Source organism: Salmonella sp. SAL03688 (assembly GCF_046551895.1).
Classification (GTDB): Bacteria; Pseudomonadota; Gammaproteobacteria; order Enterobacterales; family Enterobacteriaceae; genus Salmonella; species Salmonella enterica.
The window spans coordinates 27888-47897 of sequence record NZ_JBGDVI010000019.1; the positions used below are offsets into that span (position 1 = coordinate 27888).

Below are 20010 nucleotides of genomic sequence, written 5' to 3' on the forward strand. Positions count from 1 at the left end.
TGCTTTATCACACCGTCGGGAAAATTAAATCGAGCGCCTGCAGAGAGTCCTCCCAGTCGGCCCGTTCAAAAATGCCTTGCTGTAAAAACGCTTCCAGTTGCGGCCATAAGGTAATGGCTTTATCGAGCATCGGATCGCTGCCTTTGGCATAGGCGCCGACGCTGACCAGATCGCGGTTACGCTGGAAACTGGAAAGCAACTGTTTAAATAGCCGTACCCGCGCATAGTGCTGCTCGGTAATGAGCGCGGTCATCGCCCGGCTGATTGACGCCTCGATATCAATGGCCGGATAGTGCCCGGCCTCCGCCAGACGGCGGGACAAGACAATGTGCCCGTCGAGGATTGCGCGTGCCGAGTCGGCAATGGGATCTTGTTGGTCGTCCCCCTCGGTCAACACGGTATAAAACGCGGTGATAGAGCCACCGCCATGGATGCCATTACCGGCACGCTCGACCAGCGCCGGCAGCTTTGCGAACACTGAGGGCGGATAACCTTTGGTGGCTGGCGGTTCGCCGATTGCCAGCGCAATTTCACGCTGTGCCATCGCATAGCGCGTCAGCGAATCCATAATCAGCAACACATGCTGTCCGCGATCGCGAAAGTCTTCGGCGATGCGGGTGGCATAGGCGGCGCCCTGCATTCGCAGCAGTGGCGAGACATCCGCCGGGGCGGCGATCACCACCGAACGCGCGCGACCGTCGGGGCCGAGAATATTTTCGATAAAATCTTTAACTTCGCGGCCACGTTCGCCGATAAGTCCCACGACAATCACGTCCGCCCGCGTGTAGCGCGCCATCATGCCAAGCAGAACCGACTTACCGACGCCGGAGCCGGCAAAGAGTCCCATACGCTGACCGCGCCCTACGGTTAACAACGCGTTGATAGCGCGTACGCCGGTATCCAGCACATGTTCGATTGGCGTTCGCTGTAGCGGGTTAAACGGCGGCGTGATTAACGCGCCGGTTTCCAGCGTATCCGGCGCAGGCAGTCCGTCGAGCGGTTTACCGCCGCCATCCAGCACCCGACCAAGCAGGGCCGGGCCGAGCGGTAGCTGTTTGCCGCTTTGCAGACCGTCGCCATGCCCGTTACGGGCGTAAACGCGGGCACCGGGCAGAATGCCTTCGACCTCTTCCAGCGGCATTAAAAACAGACGCTGGCCGTTAAAACCGACGACTTCCGATTCCACCTCTTTGGTTTCAGGGCCGTCCTGGCGCTCAATAATGCAGGTGGCGCCCAGCGGAAGCTGGAGACCGGTAGCCTCCAGTACCAGGCCAGTGGCGCGGGTTAAACGTCCATAACGACGCACCGCCGGCAATAACGCCATTTTTGCTTCAAAGTTGTCGAGCGCGGTAAGCCAGCGGGTCAGGCGCGTGGTCATCAGAGCACTCCCGGCGCCGCCAGGCGACACAACTCTTGCCAGCGAGTAGCGACGCTGGCGTCCAGATCGCCCTCATCGGCAGAGACTTTACACCCGCCGTGATGCAACGTTGGATCGCCGCGTAACCGCCATCCGTGAAGACTGAGCGTGGCGCCCAGCATCTCTTCCACCCGCTGTAAGTCGTCCGGATGCACGCGCAACTGCGGCTTGCCGCTAAAGAGCGGCTCTTGCTGCAACAGTTGTTGGATCTGTTTAATCAGCGCCGAGTTGTCCACCGCCGGCGTTTGGCCGATGACCTGACGTGCGGCCTCCAGGGCCATTTGCATCAGCCGTGAGGCGATAACGCTATCGAGCGCGTCAAGCGTGTTCTGAAACTCGCTCACTAACTGCTGCATACGGGCATGAATCGGCGCCTGCTGCGTCTGCGCCTGGGCTTGTCCTTGCTCCAGCCCCTGCGCTAACCCTTCCTGGTATCCCTGCGCGTGTCCTTTTTGCCGTCCCTCCGCCAGCCCGGCGTTATAACCTTGTTCATGGGCCTGTATTTTTAGCTGCGCCAGCTCCTGCTCCAGCTGCTGTTCGGCAGTGAGTTCGGGCTCCGGCGTATCGTCTGTCAAGGTCACGTTATCAGCCTCAACCGGCACAAACGTCTCCGGCGGCGGGGCGAGATCGTCGGGGGTCCAGACTTGCCACGGCAATTCATTAGACATAGGTATCCTCGCCGCTGCCAATCACCATTTCGCCGGTTTCCGCCAGACGACGCACAATAAGCAGAATCGCTTTCTGCTCGTTTTCCACCTGAGACAGACGAACCGGGCCACGGTTGGCAAGGTCGTCGCGCAGGATATCGGCGGCGCGCTGGGACATATTGCGCAGGAACTTCTCGCGTAATGGCGGTTCGGCGCCTTTCAGAGCGATCAGCAGCGATTCGGAATCCACTTCCTGCAACAGACGCTGGATACTGCGATCGTCCACATCCACCAGATTTTCGAACAGGAACATCTCGTCGATGATTTTCTGCGCCAGTTCGCCGTCGAATTCGCGCACAGCGGTAATAACCGCTTCTTCCTGCTGCGTTTTCATCAGGTTGATAATTTCCGCCGCGGTTCTTACGCCGCCCATTTTGCTGCGTTTCAGGTTCTGACCGTCGAGCAGGCCATTCAGCACTTCGGTCAACTCCGCCAGCGCCGCCGGCTGTACGCCGCCAAATGTCGCGATACGCAGCATCACATCATGACGCAGACGCTCGTCAAACAGCGCCAGAATATCGGCGGCCTGACTGCGTTTGAGGTGGACCAGAATGGTGGCGATAATCTGCGGGTGTTCGTCGCGAATCAGGTCGGCGGCGCTCTGCGGTTCCATAAAGTTGAGCGTTTCGATACCGCTGGTGGTATCGCGCGTTTCCAGAATATCTTCCAGCAGGCTGGAGGCGCGTTCTTCGCCCAGCGCTTTAACCAGTACGGAGCGTAGGTATTCGTTGGCGTTAATATTCAGCGCGGCGAACTGCTCCGCTTCTTGCTCAAACTCTGATAGTACGTCCGTCAGTTGTTTGTTGGAGATCTGACGCACGTTAGCCATCGCCGTACTTAACGCCTGTACTTCGCGGGTGGAGAGGTGTTTAAACACCTCTGCCGCCCGGTCTTCGCCAATGGTCATCAACAAAATGACGCTTTTATCGGTACCGCTAAGATTACTCATGATCGTTACTCATCCACTGGCGAATGACCAGCGCCACCACGCGCGGATCGTTGTCTGACATTTCGCGAATACGCTGGCTCATCACCTCGGCGCCCAGACGCTGGTTAGCCCGGCGTTGCTGGAGCTGCTCGTCTTTGCTAAGGCGTACTTCCACGGCTTCTTCGGTTTCCTGGCGAACCTGTGCCTGTTCCTGCGCCGCTTTCGCTTCTTCAACGCGGCGCGTCAACTGCGGACGTACCGCTTTGCGCCACAGAATCCAGGCCACCACCAGCACCAGTAACCAGCGACCTGCCGCGAGCAACTGATCGATAAAGGACTGCTGTTGCCAGAAGGGCAGTTCGCCGCCGGTGTCATCCACTGCGCTAAACGGTGAATTCACCACGTTTAGCGTATCGCCGCGTTTATCAGAAAAACCCATCGCTTCACGGGTTAAATCCTCGATCTGTTTCATCTGATCGGCGGTCAATGGCAGCGGTTTGCCATCTGCCAGCGTTTTGTAATTCACCACGACGGCCACGGAGAGACGCTCAATATCGCCCACATTCATTTTGGTGTGACGAATGGTGCGGTCCACTTCGTAGTTACTGGTTTCATTACGCTGCGTATTGCGCGGGCCAGCGTTGTTACTGTTGTTACTGGTGCTGGTTTGTGGCGTATTCTGCGCGTTTTGTTGATTGGTCGGCGGCGTGGCGATCGGCGCCTCGTTAGGCGGCGCTGGTTGGTTCGACAGCGCGCCAGGCACGCCGCCGGGATAGCCCGCGCCTACCTGTTCGCTAATATTCAACTGACGTGAACGCAGGGTGGCCTTCGACGCATCGCCGTTCGGGCTGTAGTGCTCTTCCGTCTGTTCTTTATTGGCAAAATCCAACTGGGCGGTTACCTGAGCGTGAACATTACCGTTCCCGACGATAGGCGACAGAATGGCTTCGATACGGCGTTGGATGCGGCTTTCCACATCATTAGCAAATTTTAATTGCGCGTCATTAAGGTCGCGACCGCTGGTATTGGATTGCGTGAGCAGATGACCGGATTGATCGACCAGAGTGACGTTTCCTGGCGGCAAACCGGCGACAGCGCTGGAAACCAGATGTACCACGGCGCTAATTTGTCCTTCATCCAGCGCCCGACCCGGTTCCAGTGTGACGGTGACGGAGGCGGAAGGGGATTTTTGTTCCCGCACAAATAGCGACGGCTTTGGCATCGCCAGGTGAACGCGGGCGCTTTTTACCGGCCCCAGCGTCTCGATCGTCCGGGCCAGTTCACCTTCCAGCGCGCGCTGATAATTCACCTGCTCGCTGAACTGGCTGATACCGAATTTTTCCTGATCAAGCAGTTCAAAGCCTACCGCGCCGCCTTTAGGCAGCCCCTGCTGCGCCAGACGCAGACGCAGTTCATGCACTTTGTCGGCGGGCACTTCAATCGCGCCGCTGCCATTGGCAAAGCGATAGGGGATATTCATCTGGGTCAACTGCGCGACGATCGCGCCGCCGTCCTGATCGGAAAGGTTGCTAAATAGCGTGCGGTAATCGGGCGTTTTGGCCCACAGCACCATCGCAACGACGATCGCCACGGCAGCGGAACTCGCCACAATTAACGGAATTCGGGGATTCGCGCGTAGGCGATTAAGCCACTCGAGAGGTTTAGGTTGGGTTGCAGTCGATGCAGTCGCACTCATCTCGCACCTCGTGACTGATCGTGGACGGCGTTTTTTGCAAAGTGGAACAAGACTCACTCCCGGGTCAGCAAACTCGAAAAATTGACGGTCTCATTATTTGTGGTTTCGAATTTTTCTATGCGCTAAAAACCGAGGTTTTTTATCGTTATTTAACGCCTTTATCTTATTGACAAACTGGTAATCTCTGCTGCGTAAAAAATCATCCAGGGGAATAGCATGGCAGCAATACAGGGGATTGAAGGGGTTATTAGCCAGTTACAGGCGACGGCGATGGCCGCGCGCGGGCAAGACACGCACTCGCAGTCGACGGTGAGTTTTGCCGGCCAGCTACATGCTGCGCTGGATCGTATTAGCGACAGACAGACGGCGGCGCGCGTTCAGGCGGAAAAATTCACTCTGGGTGAGCCGGGCATTGCGCTTAATGACGTAATGGCTGATATGCAAAAAGCGTCCGTCTCCATGCAAATGGGGATTCAGGTGCGCAACAAGCTGGTCGCCGCGTATCAGGAAGTCATGTCCATGCAGGTTTAAGACAGGGCTGACAACACACCCGCAGCGAACTCCCGGGCGCTTACCTAAGTCAGCGGCGGGGGACGCGACGCCCATGCAACCAGTGCGTGATTATGTGGGCTTGTTTTTTGCGAGGCGCGCTCATTTTATTGATAAGCGGGTTGCACATTGTTGCAGGGACTTATTAAAAATAGGGTACGCCTGTTTACTGACGCCATTCATTCCTACTATTCGTTCTGATGCTATTGTCATTGAGTTTGCAATCCAGAATGTTCCTGCAATATATGCGCCGTTGCGATAATACACGGTAAATTCTTTATTAATGCCTGGAATATCTGTTTCATGGAGATCCAGTATATACCCATACGGGGACAGATTATCAGCGAGACAGCGGGCAATGGCGCTCGGATGTGCATTGACCACTGTGACGGGTGAGTAACGGGCAGCGGCAAGACAGACGACTCCAATAATGGAGATGAAAATAATTTTTATCATTTTTTGGGCTTCTGCTGTGCATAAATAAATCATCACCTGATAATGTCAGTGAGTAAAAATATAAATACCTGATAGTCTTTTATGACGTAGAGGGAAAATAATAATTATTTTATGTTTTGCTTAAAATAGTCATGGGTTTTTCATCGGCTCAAACAAAATTAAAACGGTATACGTTATATAATAGATTTATGCCACGGCGCACAAGACGACCTTGTCTGATTTCTTTTATGCGTTTTAGATTTTTGCCGGTTATGCCGTAAAAGGTCTCCCGCCGTAACGTACAGCGGGAGTATGCGCTTATTTTTGAATCAGATAACGAATTGTCGGGCCATCCTGTTGGATATCCAGCACCGTATAACCGTGATTGCGCGCATCCAGTGGAATATTATTAATGGACTGCGGACAGTCGCTCACCACTTCCAGGATCTCACCTTTTTTTAGCTGCGGCATCGCTTCCAGAGTGGCGACCGCCGGGTACGGGCAAGGTTCGCCAACCATATCCAGACGGTAATCAGGGACGATATTTTTCATACAGATTCCTTAGCAGGCGTCAGCCCCGCACGGCGGAAAAAACGTTTTTCCCAGCCGATGATTAACATCAGCGCGGTAAATAACAACAGATAGGTGACCAGCAGACCGCCCAGCGGACCAAAGGTATTCAGCAGGTTAACTTTATCCCAACTGGTCGCCAGCGCGGGCGCGAAATCATCCCAGTAGTAAGCCAGGATGGTTGAACCGATGACATTGCCGAGGCCCACCCACCAATAATGCACCTGGCCTTCTACGGCGCGGTACATCCAGCCGGTTTCGCAGCCGCCCGCCAGCACGATGCCAAAACCGAACAGCAGTCCGCCAATGACCGCATTCGGGCCAGCCCACATAATTTTAGGTGCAACGCCCAACTGCACGTAGCTGAAAATACCAATGGTGCTGACCGCCATGCCGAAAATAATCGCTTTCGCCATATGGGCGCGTCCGGAGATCCACAGGTCGCGAAAGGCCGAAGTAAAGCAGATTTGCGCGCGCTCGATCAGCAGCCCAAACCCGACGCCGAACAGCATCGCCAGCCCCAGTTTCGGCTGATGCATTGCCGTTAATAACGCCCAGCCAATCATGCCGATAAAGACCAGCATACCGAGCCTGAAACGCCGTCTTGCCTGATCCGGTTTCTGCGTCAGTGGCGAAGCCGCGGAGACCTTTTGCATTTTCACCGGTATGCGAAATATCGGCAGCAACGTAAAGCGGGCGCCGAACCAGGAGCCGATAGCGGTCGCCAGCGCAAAGAACCACGCATGTAGGGAGAACTGCGGGATTCCGGTAAAAAAGGCGGCCAGGTTACACCCCATCGCCAGACGCGCGCCGAAGCCAGCGATCATGCCTCCGACCACCGCCTGTACGATACGGATTCGGCTGCGCGGCATACGCAGTTTTACGTTGTTGGCCCACAGCGCCGCGGCGAAACAGCCGCCGAACATGCCGAGGATCATCATGCCGTCGATACGCGTCAGCGGCGTACCTTCCAGATGAATCAGCTTGTAGTAGCCCCACTGTTCGGCATGAACGCCAAAAAGCTGCAAAATTTGCCCGCCCCAGCGGGTAAATTCGCCCGTCACGGCCCAGAACGTGCCGGTGATGCCAAAATAATAGGTAGAGAGAATACCGGCTGCGATCACCGCAGGGGCCGGCGCCCAGAATTTAATTAACCAGGTTTGCTTGAAGTGTTGCCATGACATGTGTTTAGCCTCTGAACTCAGAAGGTGTGAAACAAGAAGTGCGCATACTACACCGATCACAGAATTTGCCTACACCTAATAAGCGGTAATACCGACTGGATCAAATTGCGGCCAGCGCCTGGAAAGGCTGGCGGCGTCAGGGCTTTAATGCCACAATTCCTCTTTCTTCTGATGCAGGATGAATGATGAAAAAAGTAGCGATCGTTGGCGCATTGCTGGTTCTGGCCGGATGCGCCGAGGTGGAAAACTATAATGATGTGGTGAAAACGCCCGCGCCGGCCGGTCTGGAAGGGTACTGGCAGTCAAAAGGCCCGCAACGTAAGCTGGTGAGCCCTGAAGCTATCGCCAGCCTGGTGGTGACTAAAGAAGGCGATACGCTGGACTGCCGCCAGTGGCAGCGCGTTATTGCTCTGCCGGGCAAGCTGACCATGCTCTCCGATGACTTAACCAATGTTACGGTTAAGCGTGAGCTCTATGAGATTGAGCGCGACGGGAATACCCTGGAATATGATGGCATGACGCTGCAACGGGTCGCTCGTCCGACGCCGGAGTGCGCCGCCGCGTTAGAAAAAACGCCGCTGCCGACGCCGCTGCCGTAATTTCGCTTCCCGGCAGCGCTCTGCCGCCGGGAACGCTCATCACACGTCCTCAATGATCCACACGCTGACGCTGCCTGCGTTGCAGAAGAACGTCGCTTCGCCTTGATCATTAGTTACAACATGCTCACTGCGGTTTCCCAGAAAATCACGCCAGGTCTTGTTAGCGTAATTGTCGCCGAGCAGGAGGGTTTTTTCACCGTCGTCGCCATTGGAAAGTACAACCACACAGCCTGGATTCTCTTCAGCACCGCTGCGACTAAAGGCGATACAGTTAGGATGATCGAAAAAGAGTGTTTGTATACCGTGCGCAAAACGCTGACGAGCGAGGATCAGCCGATCCAGTTGGTTAATCACCGGCATGTCGACCCGACAGGTCTCGCCATTTTCGCCGCTATCTTCATAGCTGGCGCCGTATAAATCGGGATAAAACACTGACGGTACGCCGTTTTCACGAAGCAGGATCAGCGCATAGGCCAATGGTTTGAACCAGGGTTCTACCGGCGCTTCCAGCGCCTGTAACGGTTGTGTATCGTGGTTAGCGACCAGCGTCACCGCATGAAAAGGGTCGGCTTCTACCAGCGTGCCGGTGAAAATGTGGCGCATGTCATACTCCGCGCCCTGGCGCGAGGCTTCATGAAATTTCATCTGCAACGGCGCGTCGAACAGCATGGTTTTCCCGTCGACCTGATCGATGTACGTTTGCAGTTTATCTACTTCATGCGACCAGTATTCTGCGACAATAAACAGCGGTTTTGGCGCAACCGCCTGTACATGCTCAATCCATTCTTTATAAAACCAGGCGGGTATATGTTTTACCGCGTCCAGGCGAAAGCCGTCACAGTGGGTTTGTTCCATGACCCAACGAGCCCAATATTTAATCTCTTCCGTAACCGCGTGATTGCGAAAATCGATATTTTCCCCCATCAGATAGTCAAAATTACCCATCTCATCATCAACCTGATCGTTCCAGCCATCGCCGGTATAGTCATTGACGATCTTAAAAATGCCGTCTTCGTCGGGATTCTCGATGTGATCAATGCCGCTGAAACAGTGATAGTCCCAAATAAAGTTGGAATACTGGCCCGCGCGGGCAGGGAAGGTGTAGCGCGTCCAGCCTTCGCATTCAATGATGTTGTCATCGATTTGCGTGCGGTCATCCTGATTCACGCGCTGAACGCGAATACGTTCTTTTTCGTCTGCTCCCATTTTGTGGTTCACGACGACGTCGAGCAGCACCGCAATATTATTTTTTTTGAGCGCGTCTATCGCCGTCAGTAACTGGCGTTTATCGCCGTACTTTGTCGCGACAGTTCCTTTTTGGTCAAATTCGCCGAGGTCAAACAGGTCGTAGGTATCATAGCCTACGGAATAGCCGCCGGAGGCGCCTTTACAGGCGGGCGGTAGCCAGACCATATTGATACCAATATCATTCAGCCCATCAGCACGTTCCGCCAGCTCAGACCAGAGTTTACCGCCGTCGGGATAATACCAGTGGAAGTACTGCAATAACGTGGGGTTTTTCATCTTCCGTGCTCCAGAAGTCGTTTAGCCGACCTCTGGAGTATGGAAGAATTTTCATACGAGACGGGAAAATATTATGAGGCGCCAGGCGCGTCTGGCACGAGTAACATACCGGAAAGACGGCCATACGCGTTGTTGAGTGATTTTTGGCGGGTGGATTGTCCGATCAAACTACTCAGTTCATCCAGTCGCTGTTGCAGCAGCCCTTTCAGGAGCTGCTCATTATCCAGCGTTTGTTTGATGTATCCGGCGACCATATCCTGAATACTTCGCGTAATGCCCGGTGGAGTTTGCTTTTCCATCACCGTTTCAATACTTTGCAGATAGGAGACCTCTTGTTGCAATAAGAGATCCCATTCACCTCGCTGCGCAAGTTCAAGCAGCGATTGACTGAGCAGCGCAATACGCTGCCAACGGTTGATAAACTCCACGGTTGAGGTCATTAACGAGACTCCTGGAAAGATGCTTTCGGTGAAATCTGCTTCCAGGCTTCTGCAATATTGCTGAGTAACCCTTCCACTTCTTCGATGGCCTGAGCGTCGTTACGCAAATTAGCCTGCAGTAAACGGCGAATCATATAGTCGTATAGCTCGGAAAGATTCGTCGCAATCTCACCGCCTTTTTCCTGATCGAGGCCAGCTTTCAGCCCGTTATCGATAATATTGATGGCTTTGCTTAACGCTTCACCTTTCGCGACAACATCGCCTTGTTCTAAAAACAGGCGAGCGCGCACCAGAGCGCTATTCGCGCCATCAAACAACATTTCAATCAACTGATGCGGGCTGGCGCTCATCACGGCGCTTTCCACGCTGACTTGCGCATAAGCTTTGATACCGCTCGCGGTGTACATGGTGACCTCTGTTATCAGGACTTGTTCATAGCTGTAAATTGCTGGGTCAAATAACTACTGGTGTTATTCAGCTTACTCATCATGGTATCCAGTTGGGTAAACTGGGCCTTGTAACGGGCAACGGTTTCATCGATGCTGTTGCTAACGGACAGGTACTGTTTCGTCAGGCTTTTCAGCGTGGCGTTAACGTTGTCCTGCGCATTATCAATAATGCCGTCATCCGCCAAATAACTTTTCACTTCGGTGGCAATTTTGGTGGTGATCCCCGTTTCTTTACCATCGCCCACCAGCAGCTCACGCGCTGCGGCTGTGTTATCTTTCAGTACTTTGGTCAGCTTATCATCATCAATCTTCAGTTTGCCGGAAGTCCCATCCTGGGTAATGCCAATTTCCGCCATTGTTTTGAACGCAGAATTACTGCCGCTATTGGCAAATTGTGCCCGAATCCCGGTCTGGATAGTACGAACCACACTATCGCCTAACAGCGCGCCGTTTTTATCGCTGGCTTCTTCGCCCGGCTCAACGGCGGTATATTTGGTTAACGAGCTAAAGGTATCCACCAGCGAGTTATAGGCATCCACCCAGGATTTAATCGCCTCTTTCGCCTTGGTATCATCTTTCGTTACCGTCACGGTCGCGTCGGTCACTTTCTTCGTCAGGGTGAGCGTAATTCCCTGAGGGGCGTCGGTTACGGTATTGCTCTGACGTTCAATGTCGATGCCGTTTACGTTCAGCTTCGCGTTTTCTGCTTTCACCAGCTCTTGCATATTGCCGGTATTGGTGGTGCTGTCATAAGCGAGTAAATCGTTAAGTTTTGTATCGCCTTCCACCGTGATCTTCATCGTATTGTCGGTACCGCTATTGGCGGTAAGCACCAACTGGAATTCGTTCTCTTTGACCTTAACGATGCTGGCGGCGATACCGCTGTCGGCGTCATTGATGGCGTCACGGATCGCCTCCATGGAGGTGTCGCCTTTATCCAGCTTAATTTCCAGCGGCTCTTTACGTCCCGGCTGTTCAATTTTAATTGTCCGGGACGTGACCGACGTATCGCCCAACTGCTCTTTGGTGGTCGCGAAGGTGGTTTTTGTCGCCAGCGATTGTGCGGCGGCAAGCTGGGTTACGTTAATCTTATAAGTCCCTGCGGCAGCGCCAGCGGTAGTACTGACTTTGAGGTCCTCTGTCGTGCTGGACGCCACGGTAGACTTAAATAAATCCGCTTTATTTAACGCGGTATTTGCCGTCTGGAATTTTTCTAATGCGCTTTTCAATGTGCCATAGGCGGTTAGCTTTGCCGAATTCGCGCTCTGCTGTTTGGTAATTGGCGTTAAGCGTCCTTTTTCGTTCTTTGTCAGGTCTGTCAACAACTGGTCTAACGGTAAGTTTGATCCCACACCTAATGATGAAATTGAAGCCATGCCTTCTTCCTTTTTGATTGCAAACAGTAGTTAAGCGCGTTATCGGCAATCTGGAGGCAAAGTTTAATGATAATTTTGCAAAAATAATGCGCGGAATAATGATGCATAAAGCGGCTATTTCGCCGCCTAAGAAAAAGATCGGGGGAAGTGAAAAATTTTCTAAAGTTCGAAATTCAGGTGCCGATACAAGGGTTACGGTGAGAAACCGTGGGCAACAGCCCAATAACATCAAGTTGTAATTGATAAGGAAAAGATCATGGCACAAGTCATTAATACAAACAGCCTGTCGCTGTTGACCCAGAATAACCTGAACAAATCCCAGTCTGCTCTGGGTACCGCTATCGAGCGTCTGTCTTCCGGTCTGCGTATCAACAGCGCGAAAGACGATGCGGCAGGTCAGGCAATTGCTAACCGTTTCACCGCGAACATCAAAGGCCTGACTCAGGCTTCCCGTAACGCTAACGACGGTATCTCCATTGCGCAGACCACTGAAGGCGCGCTGAACGAAATCAACAACAACCTGCAGCGTGTGCGTGAACTGGCGGTTCAGTCTGCTAACAGCACCAACTCCCAGTCTGACCTTGACTCCATCCAGGCTGAAATCACCCAGCGTCTGAACGAAATCGACCGTGTATCCGGCCAGACTCAGTTCAACGGCGTGAAAGTCCTGGCGCAGGACAACACCCTGACCATCCAGGTTGGCGCGAACGACGGTGAAACTATCGATATCGATCTGAAGCAGATCAACTCTCAGACCCTGGGTCTGGATACGCTGAATGTGCAACAAAAATATAAGGTCAGCGATACGGCTGCAACTGTTACAGGCTATACAGATTCTGCTACTGCTATTGACAAATCTACGTTTGCTGCATCAGCAACTACCTTAGGTGGTACTCCTGCTATTACTGGTGATCTGAAGTTTGATGATACTACTGGAAAATATTACGCTGATGTTTCAGGTACTACGGCTAAAGATGGTGTTTATGAAGTAACAGTTGCAGCCGATGGAAAAGTCACTTTAACTGGCACACCAACAGGACCAATTACTGCTGGCTTCCCTTCAACTGCAACAAAAGATGTTAAACAAACTCAGCAAGAAAACGCTGATTTGACAGAGGCCAAAGCCGCATTGACAGCAGCGGGTGTTGCAGCGGCTGGCACAGCATCTGTTGTTAAGATGTCTTATACTGATAATAACGGTAAAACTATTGATGGTGGTTTAGCAGTTAAGGTAGGCGATGATTACTATTCTGCAACTCAAAATAAAGATGGTTCCATAAGTATTAATACTACGAAATACACTGCAGATGACGGTACATCCAAAACTGCACTAAACAAACTGGGTGGCGCAGACGGCAAAACCGAAGTTGTTTCTATTGGTGGTAAAACTTACGCTGCAAGTAAAGCCGAAGGTCACAACTTTAAAGCACAGCCTGATCTGGCGGAAGCGGCTGCTACAACCACCGAAAACCCGCTGCAGAAAATTGATGCTGCTTTGGCACAGGTTGACACGTTACGTTCTGACCTGGGTGCGGTTCAGAACCGTTTCAACTCCGCTATCACCAACCTGGGCAACACCGTAAATAACCTGTCTTCTGCCCGTAGCCGTATCGAAGATTCCGACTACGCGACCGAAGTTTCCAACATGTCTCGCGCGCAGATTCTGCAGCAGGCCGGTACCTCCGTTCTGGCGCAGGCGAACCAGGTTCCGCAAAACGTCCTCTCTTTACTGCGTTAATCCGGCGATTGATTCACCGACACGTGGTACACAATCAAGGCAGCGAAAGCTGCCTTTTTTAATTCCGGAGCCTGTGTAATGAAAGAAATCACCGTCACTGAACCTGCCTTTGTCACCCGCTTTTCCTGTTCTGGCTCGGCCTGTCGCGACCACTGTTGTAAGGGCTGGAAAATCACGCTGGATAAGACGACGGTTAAAAAGTATCTCGCCAGTAAAGACGCGACGATTCGTACCATCGCGCAAGACCATATTATCCTGCTGAAAAAGAACAACAGCCACTGGGGCGAAATTAAGCTGCCTTCGGCGCTGGGGAATTGCCCTTATCTGGATGAGGACCGTCTGTGCCGGGTACAAAAAACGTTAGGCGCAAAGGCATTAAGTCATACCTGTTCCTCTTTCCCGCGGGCGTATCATACCTACAAAAATGAGGTACGTAACTCCCTGAGTCTTGCCTGCCCGGAGGTGACGTCCCGCATTTTAAACGATCCTGACGCGATGGCGCTCGGCGAAAAAACAATCATTCAGCAGACATTCAATACTGCGCCGTTATTCCCAGCGCAGCAAAAGTTACTCAATCTGTTTTGCCTGAGTTTGATCAACCATGCCAACAGCAGTACGGAAGCGGCGCTCTATGCGTTAATAAAATTTGTCATGTATACGCAGAAATTTGCCAAAATTGATGATGCGGCGCTGGGTGAACTGGAACAGGTGTATGCTGCGCTACTTGAGCAGTTGCAGACCGGCGTGCTGGCGCAGGAGTTAATGAATATCGCGCCGGATAGCAAGGTAAAAACCTCGCTGGTATTGCAGATGCAGGACTATTTCCGCTCGCTCCCGCTTAATCGTGGCAGTGTTATCCTCGATCACTACATCCAGTGCCTTCTGCGGGTGCTGACGGCGGAAGAGGGCGTTTCAATGGAGCAGAAGGTGAGCGATATTGAGTCCTCATTAGCGCGCTGTCTACAGGCGGATGAGCAGCAGAAGAACTGGGCCTTCAGAAATTTAATTCTCTATAAAATTTGGGAAAATAATTTCCCCAACCAGCCGAATGTCGACCCGTTACGCGCGCTGTATATTATCGTGGCGGAATATGCCTTTATTAAGCTATTAACGGCAGCCAGCGTGCATGAGCGCGGGCGGCTTGAGTGGGATGACGTTACTAATATTGTGTATAGTTTTCACTCCCGCAGCCAGCATAACAGCGAGGTGGCGAAGAATTTTCATCACCATATAGAAACGGTGCGTACTGGCGACGATCTGTCGATGATTCATCTTCTGACATAGTTTTGTTCGGGGTGGGCTTTTGCGCATCCCGTTTATCCTATCTGGCTGATTTTATTCTGCTCTTTGAGCCGCTAAAAAGGCGCTACAGGTTACATAAGTGAAATAACCCTTCTTTTATAGCCTTATTCCTTCGATAGAACCCTCTGTAGAAACGGATAATCATGCCGATAACTCATTTAACGCAGGGCTGTTTATCGTGAATTCACTGTATACCGCTGAAGGTGTAATGGATAAACACTCGCTGTGGCAGCGTTATGTACCGCTGGTGCGTCACGAAGCATTGCGCCTGCAGGTGCGATTGCCGGCGAGCGTGGAACTGGACGATCTGCTACAAGCGGGCGGCATCGGGTTATTAAATGCGGTCGACCGATATGACGCTTTGCAAGGAACGGCATTTACCACTTACGCAGTGCAGCGTATTCGTGGGGCGATGCTGGATGAATTACGCAGCCGCGATTGGGTGCCGCGTAGCGTCCGGCGTAATGCCCGCGAAGTGGCGCAGGCGATGGGACAACTGGAGCAGGAACTGGGGCGTAATGCGACGGAAACCGAAGTGGCGGAACGTCTTGGCATCCCTGTTGCGGAGTATCGTCAGATGTTGCTCGATACCAACAACAGCCAACTTTTCTCTTACGATGAGTGGCGGGAAGAGCATGGCGATAGCATCGAACTGGTGACTGAAGAACATCAACAGGAAAACCCGTTACATCAACTGCTGGAGGGCGACCTGCGACAGCGGGTAATGGACGCGATTGAATCGCTGCCGGAACGCGAGCAACTGGTGTTAACGCTGTATTACCAGGAAGAGCTCAACCTCAAAGAGATTGGCGCGGTACTGGAAGTCGGCGAATCGCGGGTCAGCCAGTTGCATAGTCAGGCCATCAAACGATTACGCACCAAACTGGGTAAGTTATAGGTCGCGCATGGTCGCACCCGAAAAGTGCCGCACAACGTATAGACTACCAGGAGTTCTCATGACGGTGCAGCAACCTAAAAGGCGGCCCTTGAGCCGCTATCTTAAAGACTTTAAACACAGCCAGACGCATTGCGCGCATTGTCACAAGCTGCTCGACCGCATTACGCTGGTTCGCCGTGGCAAGATCGTTAATAAAATCGCTATTTCACAGCTGGATATGCTACTTGACGACGCTGCCTGGCAGCGGGAGCAGAAGGAGTGGGTGGCGCTATGTCGCTTTTGCGGCGATTTGCACTGCAAAAAGCAGAGTGATTTTTTCGATATTATCGGTTTCAAACAGTATTTGTTTGAACAAACCGAGATGAGCCATGGCACGGTGCGGGAATATGTCGTGCGTTTACGACGTCTTGGCAATTACCTCAGCGAGCAAAACATTTCCCACGATCTGCTGCAGGACGGTTTTCTCGATGAAAGCCTGGCGCCATGGTTGCCGGAAACCAGCACCAATAATTACCGTATCGCACTACGTAAATACCAGCAATATAAAGCGCATCAGCAGATTGCGCCCAGACAGAAATCCCCCTTTACCGCCAGTTCTGATATATATTAAAAAAGCATAAGATGTAGCAGAGTCGTGTTGGTGAAACGTGGCAAACCTTCTACATTAGGCTGAGTCCCCCAAAGGTTCGCGAGACGTGACGATGCGCCATGGCGGGACACAGTCTATGGTCATTAACGGCAATATTCGGGGTTACTATGAAATTAGCACTGCTGGGACGTCAGGCACTGATGGGAGTAATGGCTGTAGCGCTGGTGGCGGGAATGAGCGCGAAGAGCTTTGCCGATGAGGGTTTGCTGAACAAAGTTAAAGAACGCGGCACGCTGCTGGTAGGGCTGGAAGGTACCTATCCGCCGTTTAGCTTTCAGGGCGAAGACGGCAAGTTAACCGGTTTTGAAGTCGATTTCGCCGAGGCGTTGGCAAAACATCTGGGCGTTAAAGCGTCGTTGAAGCCGACCAAATGGGACGGAATACTGGCGTCGCTGGACGCTAAACGCATTGATGTGGTGATAAACCAGGTCACGATTTCAGACGTCCGCAAGAAAAAATATGATTTCTCTACGCCTTATACTGTCTCCGGCGTTCAGGCGCTGGTGAAAAAAGGCAATGAAGGCACGATCAAAACGGCTGCCGATCTGCAGGGCAAAAAAGTCGGCGTTGGGCTGGGGACTAACTATGAAGAGTGGCTACGTCAACATGTGCAGGGCGTGGATATCCGTACCTATGACGATGATCCTACAAAATATCAGGATCTGCGCGTAGGCCGTATTGACGCGATTTTAGTCGATCGTCTGGCGGCGCTGGATCTGGTGAAAAAAACCAAAGGTACGCTGGCCGTCACCGGTGATGCGTTTTCGCGTCAGGAGTCCGGCGTTGCGTTACGTAAAGGCAACGAAGACTTGCTGAAGGCGGTAGATAACGCCATTGCGGAAATGCAAAAAGATGGCACCTTAAAAGCGCTCTCTGAAAAATGGTTTGGCGCTGACGTGACCCAATAATGCTCTACGTTGCCCGGCAGGCAGTGCGCCGCCGGGCAATATCAACCTCATACTATGTCAGCAAACGGAGGCGCGTGAATCGGCGCCTTTTTTATTTCCGTTAGATCAACGTGCATAATAAAAAGAACACACCACAACGTTACCGGAGGCTCAATGCCACTACATCACTTAACGCGCTTTCCTCGCCTGGAGCTTATTGGCGCGCCGACCCCGCTCGAATACCTGCCGCGATTGTCTGATTATCTTGGCCGTGAGATTTACATTAAGCGCGATGACGTTACGCCCATTGCAATGGGCGGCAATAAACTGCGCAAGCTGGAGTTTCTGGTGGCCGACGCGCTGCGAGAAGGGGCGGATACGCTGATAACCGCAGGGGCGATTCAGTCGAACCATGTCCGTCAGACGGCGGCAGTCGCGGCCAAATTGGGACTGCATTGCGTCGCCTTGCTGGAAAATCCAATCGGTACCACCGCGGAAAATTACCTGACGAATGGTAATCGCCTGTTACTGGATTTATTTAATACGCAAATTGAGATGTGCGATGCGCTAACCGATCCGGATGCGCAGCTGCAAACGCTGGCGACGCGCATTGAAGCGCAAGGGTTCAGGCCCTATGTGATTCCGGTCGGCGGCTCCAGCGCGCTGGGGGCAATGGGATACGTAGAGAGCGCCCTGGAAATCGCCCAGCAGTGTGAAGAGGTCGTCGGGCTCTCTTCGGTGGTGGTGGCCTCCGGCAGCGCCGGAACGCACGCCGGGTTAGCTGTCGGGCTGGAACATCTGATGCCGGATGTCGAACTGATTGGCGTGACCGTTTCACGTTCTGTCGCCGAGCAGAAACCCAAAGTGATTGCCTTGCAGCAGGCTATTGCCGGTCAGCTGGCGCTGACGGCGACGGCGGATATTCATTTATGGGATGACTATTTTGCCCCGGGTTACGGCGTGCCAAATGACGTGGGGATGGAGGCGGTGAAACTGCTGGCGAGCCTGGAGGGGGTGCTGCTGGATCCGGTATATACCGGTAAAGCGATGGCGGGTCTGATAGACGGCATCAGCCAGAAACGCTTTAACGATGACGGGCCGATTCTCTTTATTCACACCGGTGGGGCGCCTGCGCTGTTTGCCTACCATCCTCATGTATAACCTCCAGGTAATCAACGCGAATGCAAGAAAGTATCCAACTGGTTATTGAATCGCTGCCGTATTTGCTTAAAGGCGCCGTCTTTACCCTGCAACTGAGTATTGGCGGTATGTTTTTTGGTCTGCTGCTGGGATTTGTGCTGGCGCTGATGCGGATGTCTCCGCTATGGCCGGTTCGCTGGCTGGCGCGCTTTTATATCTCGATTTTTCGCGGTACGCCGCTTATCGCCCAGTTATTTATGATCTATTACGGCCTGCCGCAATTTGGTATTGAGCTGGACCCTATCCCGGCGGCGATGATTGGTTTATCGCTCAATACCGCGGCTTACACGTCCGAGACGCTGCGCGCGGCGATCTCGGCTATCGACAAGGGACAATGGGAAGCGGCGGCGAGCATTGGCATGACGCCGTGGCAAACGCTACGTCGCGCTATTTTGCCGCAGGCGGCTCGCGTCGCGCTTCCGCCGTTGAGCAACAGCTTTATCAGCCTGGTGAAAGATACGTCGCTCGCCGCGACGATTCAGGTGCCGGAGTTGTTCCGCCAGGCGCAGTTAATTACCTCGCGAACGCTGGAGGTGTTTACCATGTATCTGGCCGCGTCGTTAATCTACTGGGTAATGGCGACCGTCTTATCGGCACTGCAAAACTATTTTGAAAACCAGCTTAACCGCCAGGAGAGAGAGCCAAAATGAGTGCGATCGAAGTCACCAACCTGGTCAAAAAATTTCATGGTCAAACGGTGCTGCACGGTATTGACCTTGAGGTGAAGCCCGGAGAAGTCGTCGCCATTATCGGCCCGAGCGGCTCAGGGAAGACAACGTTATTACGCTGTATTAACCTACTGGAACAACCGGAAGCGGGCACCATTAAAGTGGGCGATATTATCATCGATACCGCCCGCCCATTCAGCCAGCAAAAAGGGTTGATTCGCCAGTTGCGTCAGCATGTCGGCTTTGTCTTTCAGAGTTTTAACCTGTTCCCGCATCGTACCGTGCTGGAAAATATCATTGAAGGTCCGGTGATTGTAAAGGGAGAGCCGAAAGCCGAGGCGACGGCGCTGGCGCGGGAACTGTTAGCCAAAGTCGGGTTGGCCGGTAAAGAGACCCGTTATCCGCGCCGCCTGTCGGGCGGGCAACAGCAGCGCGTGGCGATTGCGCGTGCGCTGGCGATGCGCCCGGAAGTGATTCTGTTTGATGAGCCGACGTCGGCGCTTGATCCTGAATTAGTCGGCGAGGTGCTTAATACGATTCGCCAGCTGGCGCAGGAAAAGCGCACGATGGTGATCGTTACTCACGAAATGGGCTTTGCGCGTGACGTGGCTGACCGGGCGATATTTATGGATCAGGGGCAAATCGTTGAGCAGGGGCCGGCGAAAACCTTGTTCGCCGACCCTCAGCATCCGCGTACCCGCCAGTTCCTTGAGAAATTTTTAGTGAAATAATACCTTTTCAACGCTCGTCCGAATTAGCCGTGCCTCGGGCGAGCGCAATGAATAATTATGAAG

The 20010-nt window shown here is 53.1% G+C and carries 21 protein-coding genes; 10 read left to right on the plus strand and 11 right to left on the minus strand.

Going from position 1 to position 20010, the window contains the following annotated elements:
* Positions 1 to 7: 7 nt before the first annotated feature.
* Genes fliI through fliF form a run of 4 tightly spaced genes read right to left on the minus strand, consistent with a single transcriptional unit; the run spans position 8 to position 4748 of the window.
* Positions 8 to 1378 (minus strand): flagellar protein export ATPase FliI, encoded by a 1371-nt coding sequence (fliI, locus tag ACLJR2_RS17745; RefSeq protein ID WP_000213257.1) that lies wholly within the window; start codon positions 1376 to 1378, stop codon positions 8 to 10.
* On the minus strand, positions 1378 to 2085 hold the full coding sequence (gene fliH / locus ACLJR2_RS17750) for a flagellar assembly protein FliH (RefSeq protein WP_000064158.1): 708 nt from the start codon (positions 2083 to 2085) through the stop codon (positions 1378 to 1380). Before fliH ends, fliI begins: the two co-directional genes overlap by 1 nt.
* Positions 2078 to 3073: a flagellar motor switch protein FliG gene (fliG, locus tag ACLJR2_RS17755; protein WP_000067735.1), complete on the minus strand. Its 996-nt coding sequence runs from the start codon at positions 3071 to 3073 to the stop codon at positions 2078 to 2080. The genes fliH and fliG overlap by 8 nt, the downstream gene beginning before the upstream one ends.
* Positions 3066 to 4748: a flagellar basal-body MS-ring/collar protein FliF gene (gene fliF, locus ACLJR2_RS17760; protein WP_001276842.1), complete on the minus strand. Its 1683-nt coding sequence runs from the start codon at positions 4746 to 4748 to the stop codon at positions 3066 to 3068. The genes fliG and fliF overlap by 8 nt, the downstream gene beginning before the upstream one ends.
* A 216-nt stretch (positions 4749 to 4964) precedes the next feature.
* On the opposite strand from fliF, the gene fliE reads away from it, so the two are divergent.
* Positions 4965 to 5279 (plus strand): flagellar hook-basal body complex protein FliE, encoded by a 315-nt coding sequence (gene fliE, locus ACLJR2_RS17765; protein WP_000719037.1) that lies wholly within the window; start codon positions 4965 to 4967, stop codon positions 5277 to 5279.
* A 120-nt stretch (positions 5280 to 5399) separates the two neighbouring features.
* Here the strand turns inward: fliE and ACLJR2_RS17770 are convergent, their stop codons facing one another.
* The 3 genes from ACLJR2_RS17770 to yedE all read right to left on the minus strand — a co-directional run bounded on the left by ACLJR2_RS17770 (position 5400) and on the right by yedE (position 7486).
* Complete coding sequence (locus ACLJR2_RS17770; protein WP_077905134.1) at positions 5400 to 5786, minus strand: hypothetical protein; 387 nt, start codon at positions 5784 to 5786, stop codon at positions 5400 to 5402.
* 264 nt (positions 5787 to 6050) lie between these two features.
* Positions 6051 to 6284: a sulfurtransferase-like selenium metabolism protein YedF gene (yedF, locus tag ACLJR2_RS17775; RefSeq protein ID WP_000790504.1), complete on the minus strand. Its 234-nt coding sequence runs from the start codon at positions 6282 to 6284 to the stop codon at positions 6051 to 6053.
* The gene (gene yedE, locus ACLJR2_RS17780) at positions 6281 to 7486 is read right to left on the minus strand and encodes a selenium metabolism membrane protein YedE/FdhT (protein ID WP_001535037.1); all 1206 of its coding nucleotides are present in this window, start codon (positions 7484 to 7486) and stop codon (positions 6281 to 6283) included. The genes yedF and yedE overlap by 4 nt, the downstream gene beginning before the upstream one ends.
* 185 nt (positions 7487 to 7671) lie before the next feature.
* On the opposite strand from yedE, the gene yedD reads away from it, so the two are divergent.
* Positions 7672 to 8085 carry a lipoprotein YedD gene (yedD, locus tag ACLJR2_RS17785; RefSeq protein ID WP_000754694.1) on the plus strand — a complete coding sequence of 138 codons (414 nt, stop codon included), beginning with the start codon at positions 7672 to 7674 and terminating at the stop codon, positions 8083 to 8085.
* A gap of 39 nt (positions 8086 to 8124) precedes the next feature.
* Here the strand turns inward: yedD and amyA are convergent, their stop codons facing one another.
* The 4 genes from amyA to fliD form a co-directional block, all read right to left on the minus strand.
* A complete protein-coding gene (gene amyA / locus ACLJR2_RS17790) occupies positions 8125 to 9609 on the minus strand; it encodes an alpha-amylase (RefSeq protein ID WP_000795494.1) in 1485 nt (494 codons plus the stop codon).
* A 71-nt stretch (positions 9610 to 9680) separates the two neighbouring features.
* Positions 9681 to 10049: a flagella biosynthesis regulatory protein FliT gene (fliT, locus tag ACLJR2_RS17795; RefSeq protein WP_000204899.1), complete on the minus strand. Its 369-nt coding sequence runs from the start codon at positions 10047 to 10049 to the stop codon at positions 9681 to 9683.
* Positions 10049 to 10456: a flagellar export chaperone FliS gene (fliS, locus tag ACLJR2_RS17800; protein WP_000287764.1), complete on the minus strand. Its 408-nt coding sequence runs from the start codon at positions 10454 to 10456 to the stop codon at positions 10049 to 10051. The genes fliT and fliS overlap by 1 nt, the downstream gene beginning before the upstream one ends.
* Positions 10457 to 10470: 14 nt before the next feature.
* Positions 10471 to 11874 carry a flagellar filament capping protein FliD gene (gene fliD / locus ACLJR2_RS17805; RefSeq protein ID WP_000146802.1) on the minus strand — a complete coding sequence of 468 codons (1404 nt, stop codon included), beginning with the start codon at positions 11872 to 11874 and terminating at the stop codon, positions 10471 to 10473.
* Positions 11875 to 12130: 256 nt separating this feature from the next.
* Here fliD and ACLJR2_RS17810 point away from each other — a divergent pair, with 256 nt between their 5' ends.
* From ACLJR2_RS17810 to tcyN, 8 genes are all read left to right on the plus strand, one after another.
* On the plus strand, positions 12131 to 13612 hold the full coding sequence (locus tag ACLJR2_RS17810) for a FliC/FljB family flagellin (protein ID WP_000079807.1): 1482 nt from the start codon (positions 12131 to 12133) through the stop codon (positions 13610 to 13612).
* Between the two features lie 78 nt (positions 13613 to 13690).
* Positions 13691 to 14896, plus strand: coding sequence for a flagellin lysine-N-methylase (gene fliB / locus ACLJR2_RS17815; RefSeq protein ID WP_000659225.1), 1206 nt, complete (start codon positions 13691 to 13693; stop codon positions 14894 to 14896).
* Between the two features lie 196 nt (positions 14897 to 15092).
* A complete protein-coding gene (locus tag ACLJR2_RS17820; RefSeq protein WP_001087453.1) occupies positions 15093 to 15812 on the plus strand; it encodes an RNA polymerase sigma factor FliA in 720 nt (239 codons plus the stop codon).
* Between the two features lie 58 nt (positions 15813 to 15870).
* The gene (fliZ, locus tag ACLJR2_RS17825; RefSeq protein ID WP_000218080.1) at positions 15871 to 16422 is read left to right on the plus strand and encodes a flagella biosynthesis regulatory protein FliZ; all 552 of its coding nucleotides are present in this window, start codon (positions 15871 to 15873) and stop codon (positions 16420 to 16422) included.
* 146 nt (positions 16423 to 16568) lie between these two features.
* Positions 16569 to 17369: a cystine ABC transporter substrate-binding protein gene (gene tcyJ / locus ACLJR2_RS17830; RefSeq protein WP_000761634.1), complete on the plus strand. Its 801-nt coding sequence runs from the start codon at positions 16569 to 16571 to the stop codon at positions 17367 to 17369.
* Positions 17370 to 17522: 153 nt separating this feature from the next.
* Complete coding sequence (gene dcyD, locus ACLJR2_RS17835) at positions 17523 to 18509, plus strand: D-cysteine desulfhydrase (protein ID WP_001128191.1); 987 nt, start codon at positions 17523 to 17525, stop codon at positions 18507 to 18509.
* A 20-nt stretch (positions 18510 to 18529) separates the two neighbouring features.
* A complete protein-coding gene (gene tcyL, locus ACLJR2_RS17840) occupies positions 18530 to 19198 on the plus strand; it encodes a cystine ABC transporter permease (protein WP_001158238.1) in 669 nt (222 codons plus the stop codon).
* Positions 19195 to 19947: an L-cystine ABC transporter ATP-binding protein TcyN gene (gene tcyN, locus ACLJR2_RS17845; protein WP_001273033.1), complete on the plus strand. Its 753-nt coding sequence runs from the start codon at positions 19195 to 19197 to the stop codon at positions 19945 to 19947. The genes tcyL and tcyN overlap by 4 nt, the downstream gene beginning before the upstream one ends.
* Positions 19948 to 20010: the final 63 nt, after the last annotated feature.

What these genes read in the sequence shown, in the direction of transcription:
- tcyL (WP_001158238.1), top strand. Translation starts at nt 18,530, where the DNA reads ATGCAAGAAAGTATCCAACTGGTTATTGAATCGCTGCCGTATTTGCTT.
- fliF (WP_001276842.1), bottom strand. Translation starts at nt 4,748, where the DNA reads ATGAGTGCGACTGCATCGACTGCAACCCAACCTAAACCTCTCGAGTGG.
- fliB (WP_000659225.1), top strand. Translation starts at nt 13,691, where the DNA reads ATGAAAGAAATCACCGTCACTGAACCTGCCTTTGTCACCCGCTTTTCC.
- fliG (WP_000067735.1), bottom strand. Translation starts at nt 3,073, where the DNA reads ATGAGTAATCTTAGCGGTACCGATAAAAGCGTCATTTTGTTGATGACC.
- ACLJR2_RS17810 (WP_000079807.1), top strand. Translation starts at nt 12,131, where the DNA reads ATGGCACAAGTCATTAATACAAACAGCCTGTCGCTGTTGACCCAGAAT.
- fliI (WP_000213257.1), bottom strand. Translation starts at nt 1,378, where the DNA reads ATGACCACGCGCCTGACCCGCTGGCTTACCGCGCTCGACAACTTTGAA.
- yedE (WP_001535037.1), bottom strand. Translation starts at nt 7,486, where the DNA reads ATGTCATGGCAACACTTCAAGCAAACCTGGTTAATTAAATTCTGGGCG.
- fliH (WP_000064158.1), bottom strand. Translation starts at nt 2,085, where the DNA reads ATGTCTAATGAATTGCCGTGGCAAGTCTGGACCCCCGACGATCTCGCC.
- amyA (WP_000795494.1), bottom strand. Translation starts at nt 9,609, where the DNA reads ATGAAAAACCCCACGTTATTGCAGTACTTCCACTGGTATTATCCCGAC.
- fliS (WP_000287764.1), bottom strand. Translation starts at nt 10,456, where the DNA reads ATGTACACCGCGAGCGGTATCAAAGCTTATGCGCAAGTCAGCGTGGAA.
- fliZ (WP_000218080.1), top strand. Translation starts at nt 15,871, where the DNA reads ATGACGGTGCAGCAACCTAAAAGGCGGCCCTTGAGCCGCTATCTTAAA.
- fliD (WP_000146802.1), bottom strand. Translation starts at nt 11,874, where the DNA reads ATGGCTTCAATTTCATCATTAGGTGTGGGATCAAACTTACCGTTAGAC.
- tcyJ (WP_000761634.1), top strand. Translation starts at nt 16,569, where the DNA reads ATGAAATTAGCACTGCTGGGACGTCAGGCACTGATGGGAGTAATGGCT.
- dcyD (WP_001128191.1), top strand. Translation starts at nt 17,523, where the DNA reads ATGCCACTACATCACTTAACGCGCTTTCCTCGCCTGGAGCTTATTGGC.
- fliE (WP_000719037.1), top strand. Translation starts at nt 4,965, where the DNA reads ATGGCAGCAATACAGGGGATTGAAGGGGTTATTAGCCAGTTACAGGCG.
- yedD (WP_000754694.1), top strand. Translation starts at nt 7,672, where the DNA reads ATGAAAAAAGTAGCGATCGTTGGCGCATTGCTGGTTCTGGCCGGATGC.
- yedF (WP_000790504.1), bottom strand. Translation starts at nt 6,284, where the DNA reads ATGAAAAATATCGTCCCTGATTACCGTCTGGATATGGTTGGCGAACCT.
- ACLJR2_RS17770 (WP_077905134.1), bottom strand. Translation starts at nt 5,786, where the DNA reads ATGATTTATTTATGCACAGCAGAAGCCCAAAAAATGATAAAAATTATT.
- fliT (WP_000204899.1), bottom strand. Translation starts at nt 10,049, where the DNA reads ATGACCTCAACCGTGGAGTTTATCAACCGTTGGCAGCGTATTGCGCTG.
- tcyN (WP_001273033.1), top strand. Translation starts at nt 19,195, where the DNA reads ATGAGTGCGATCGAAGTCACCAACCTGGTCAAAAAATTTCATGGTCAA.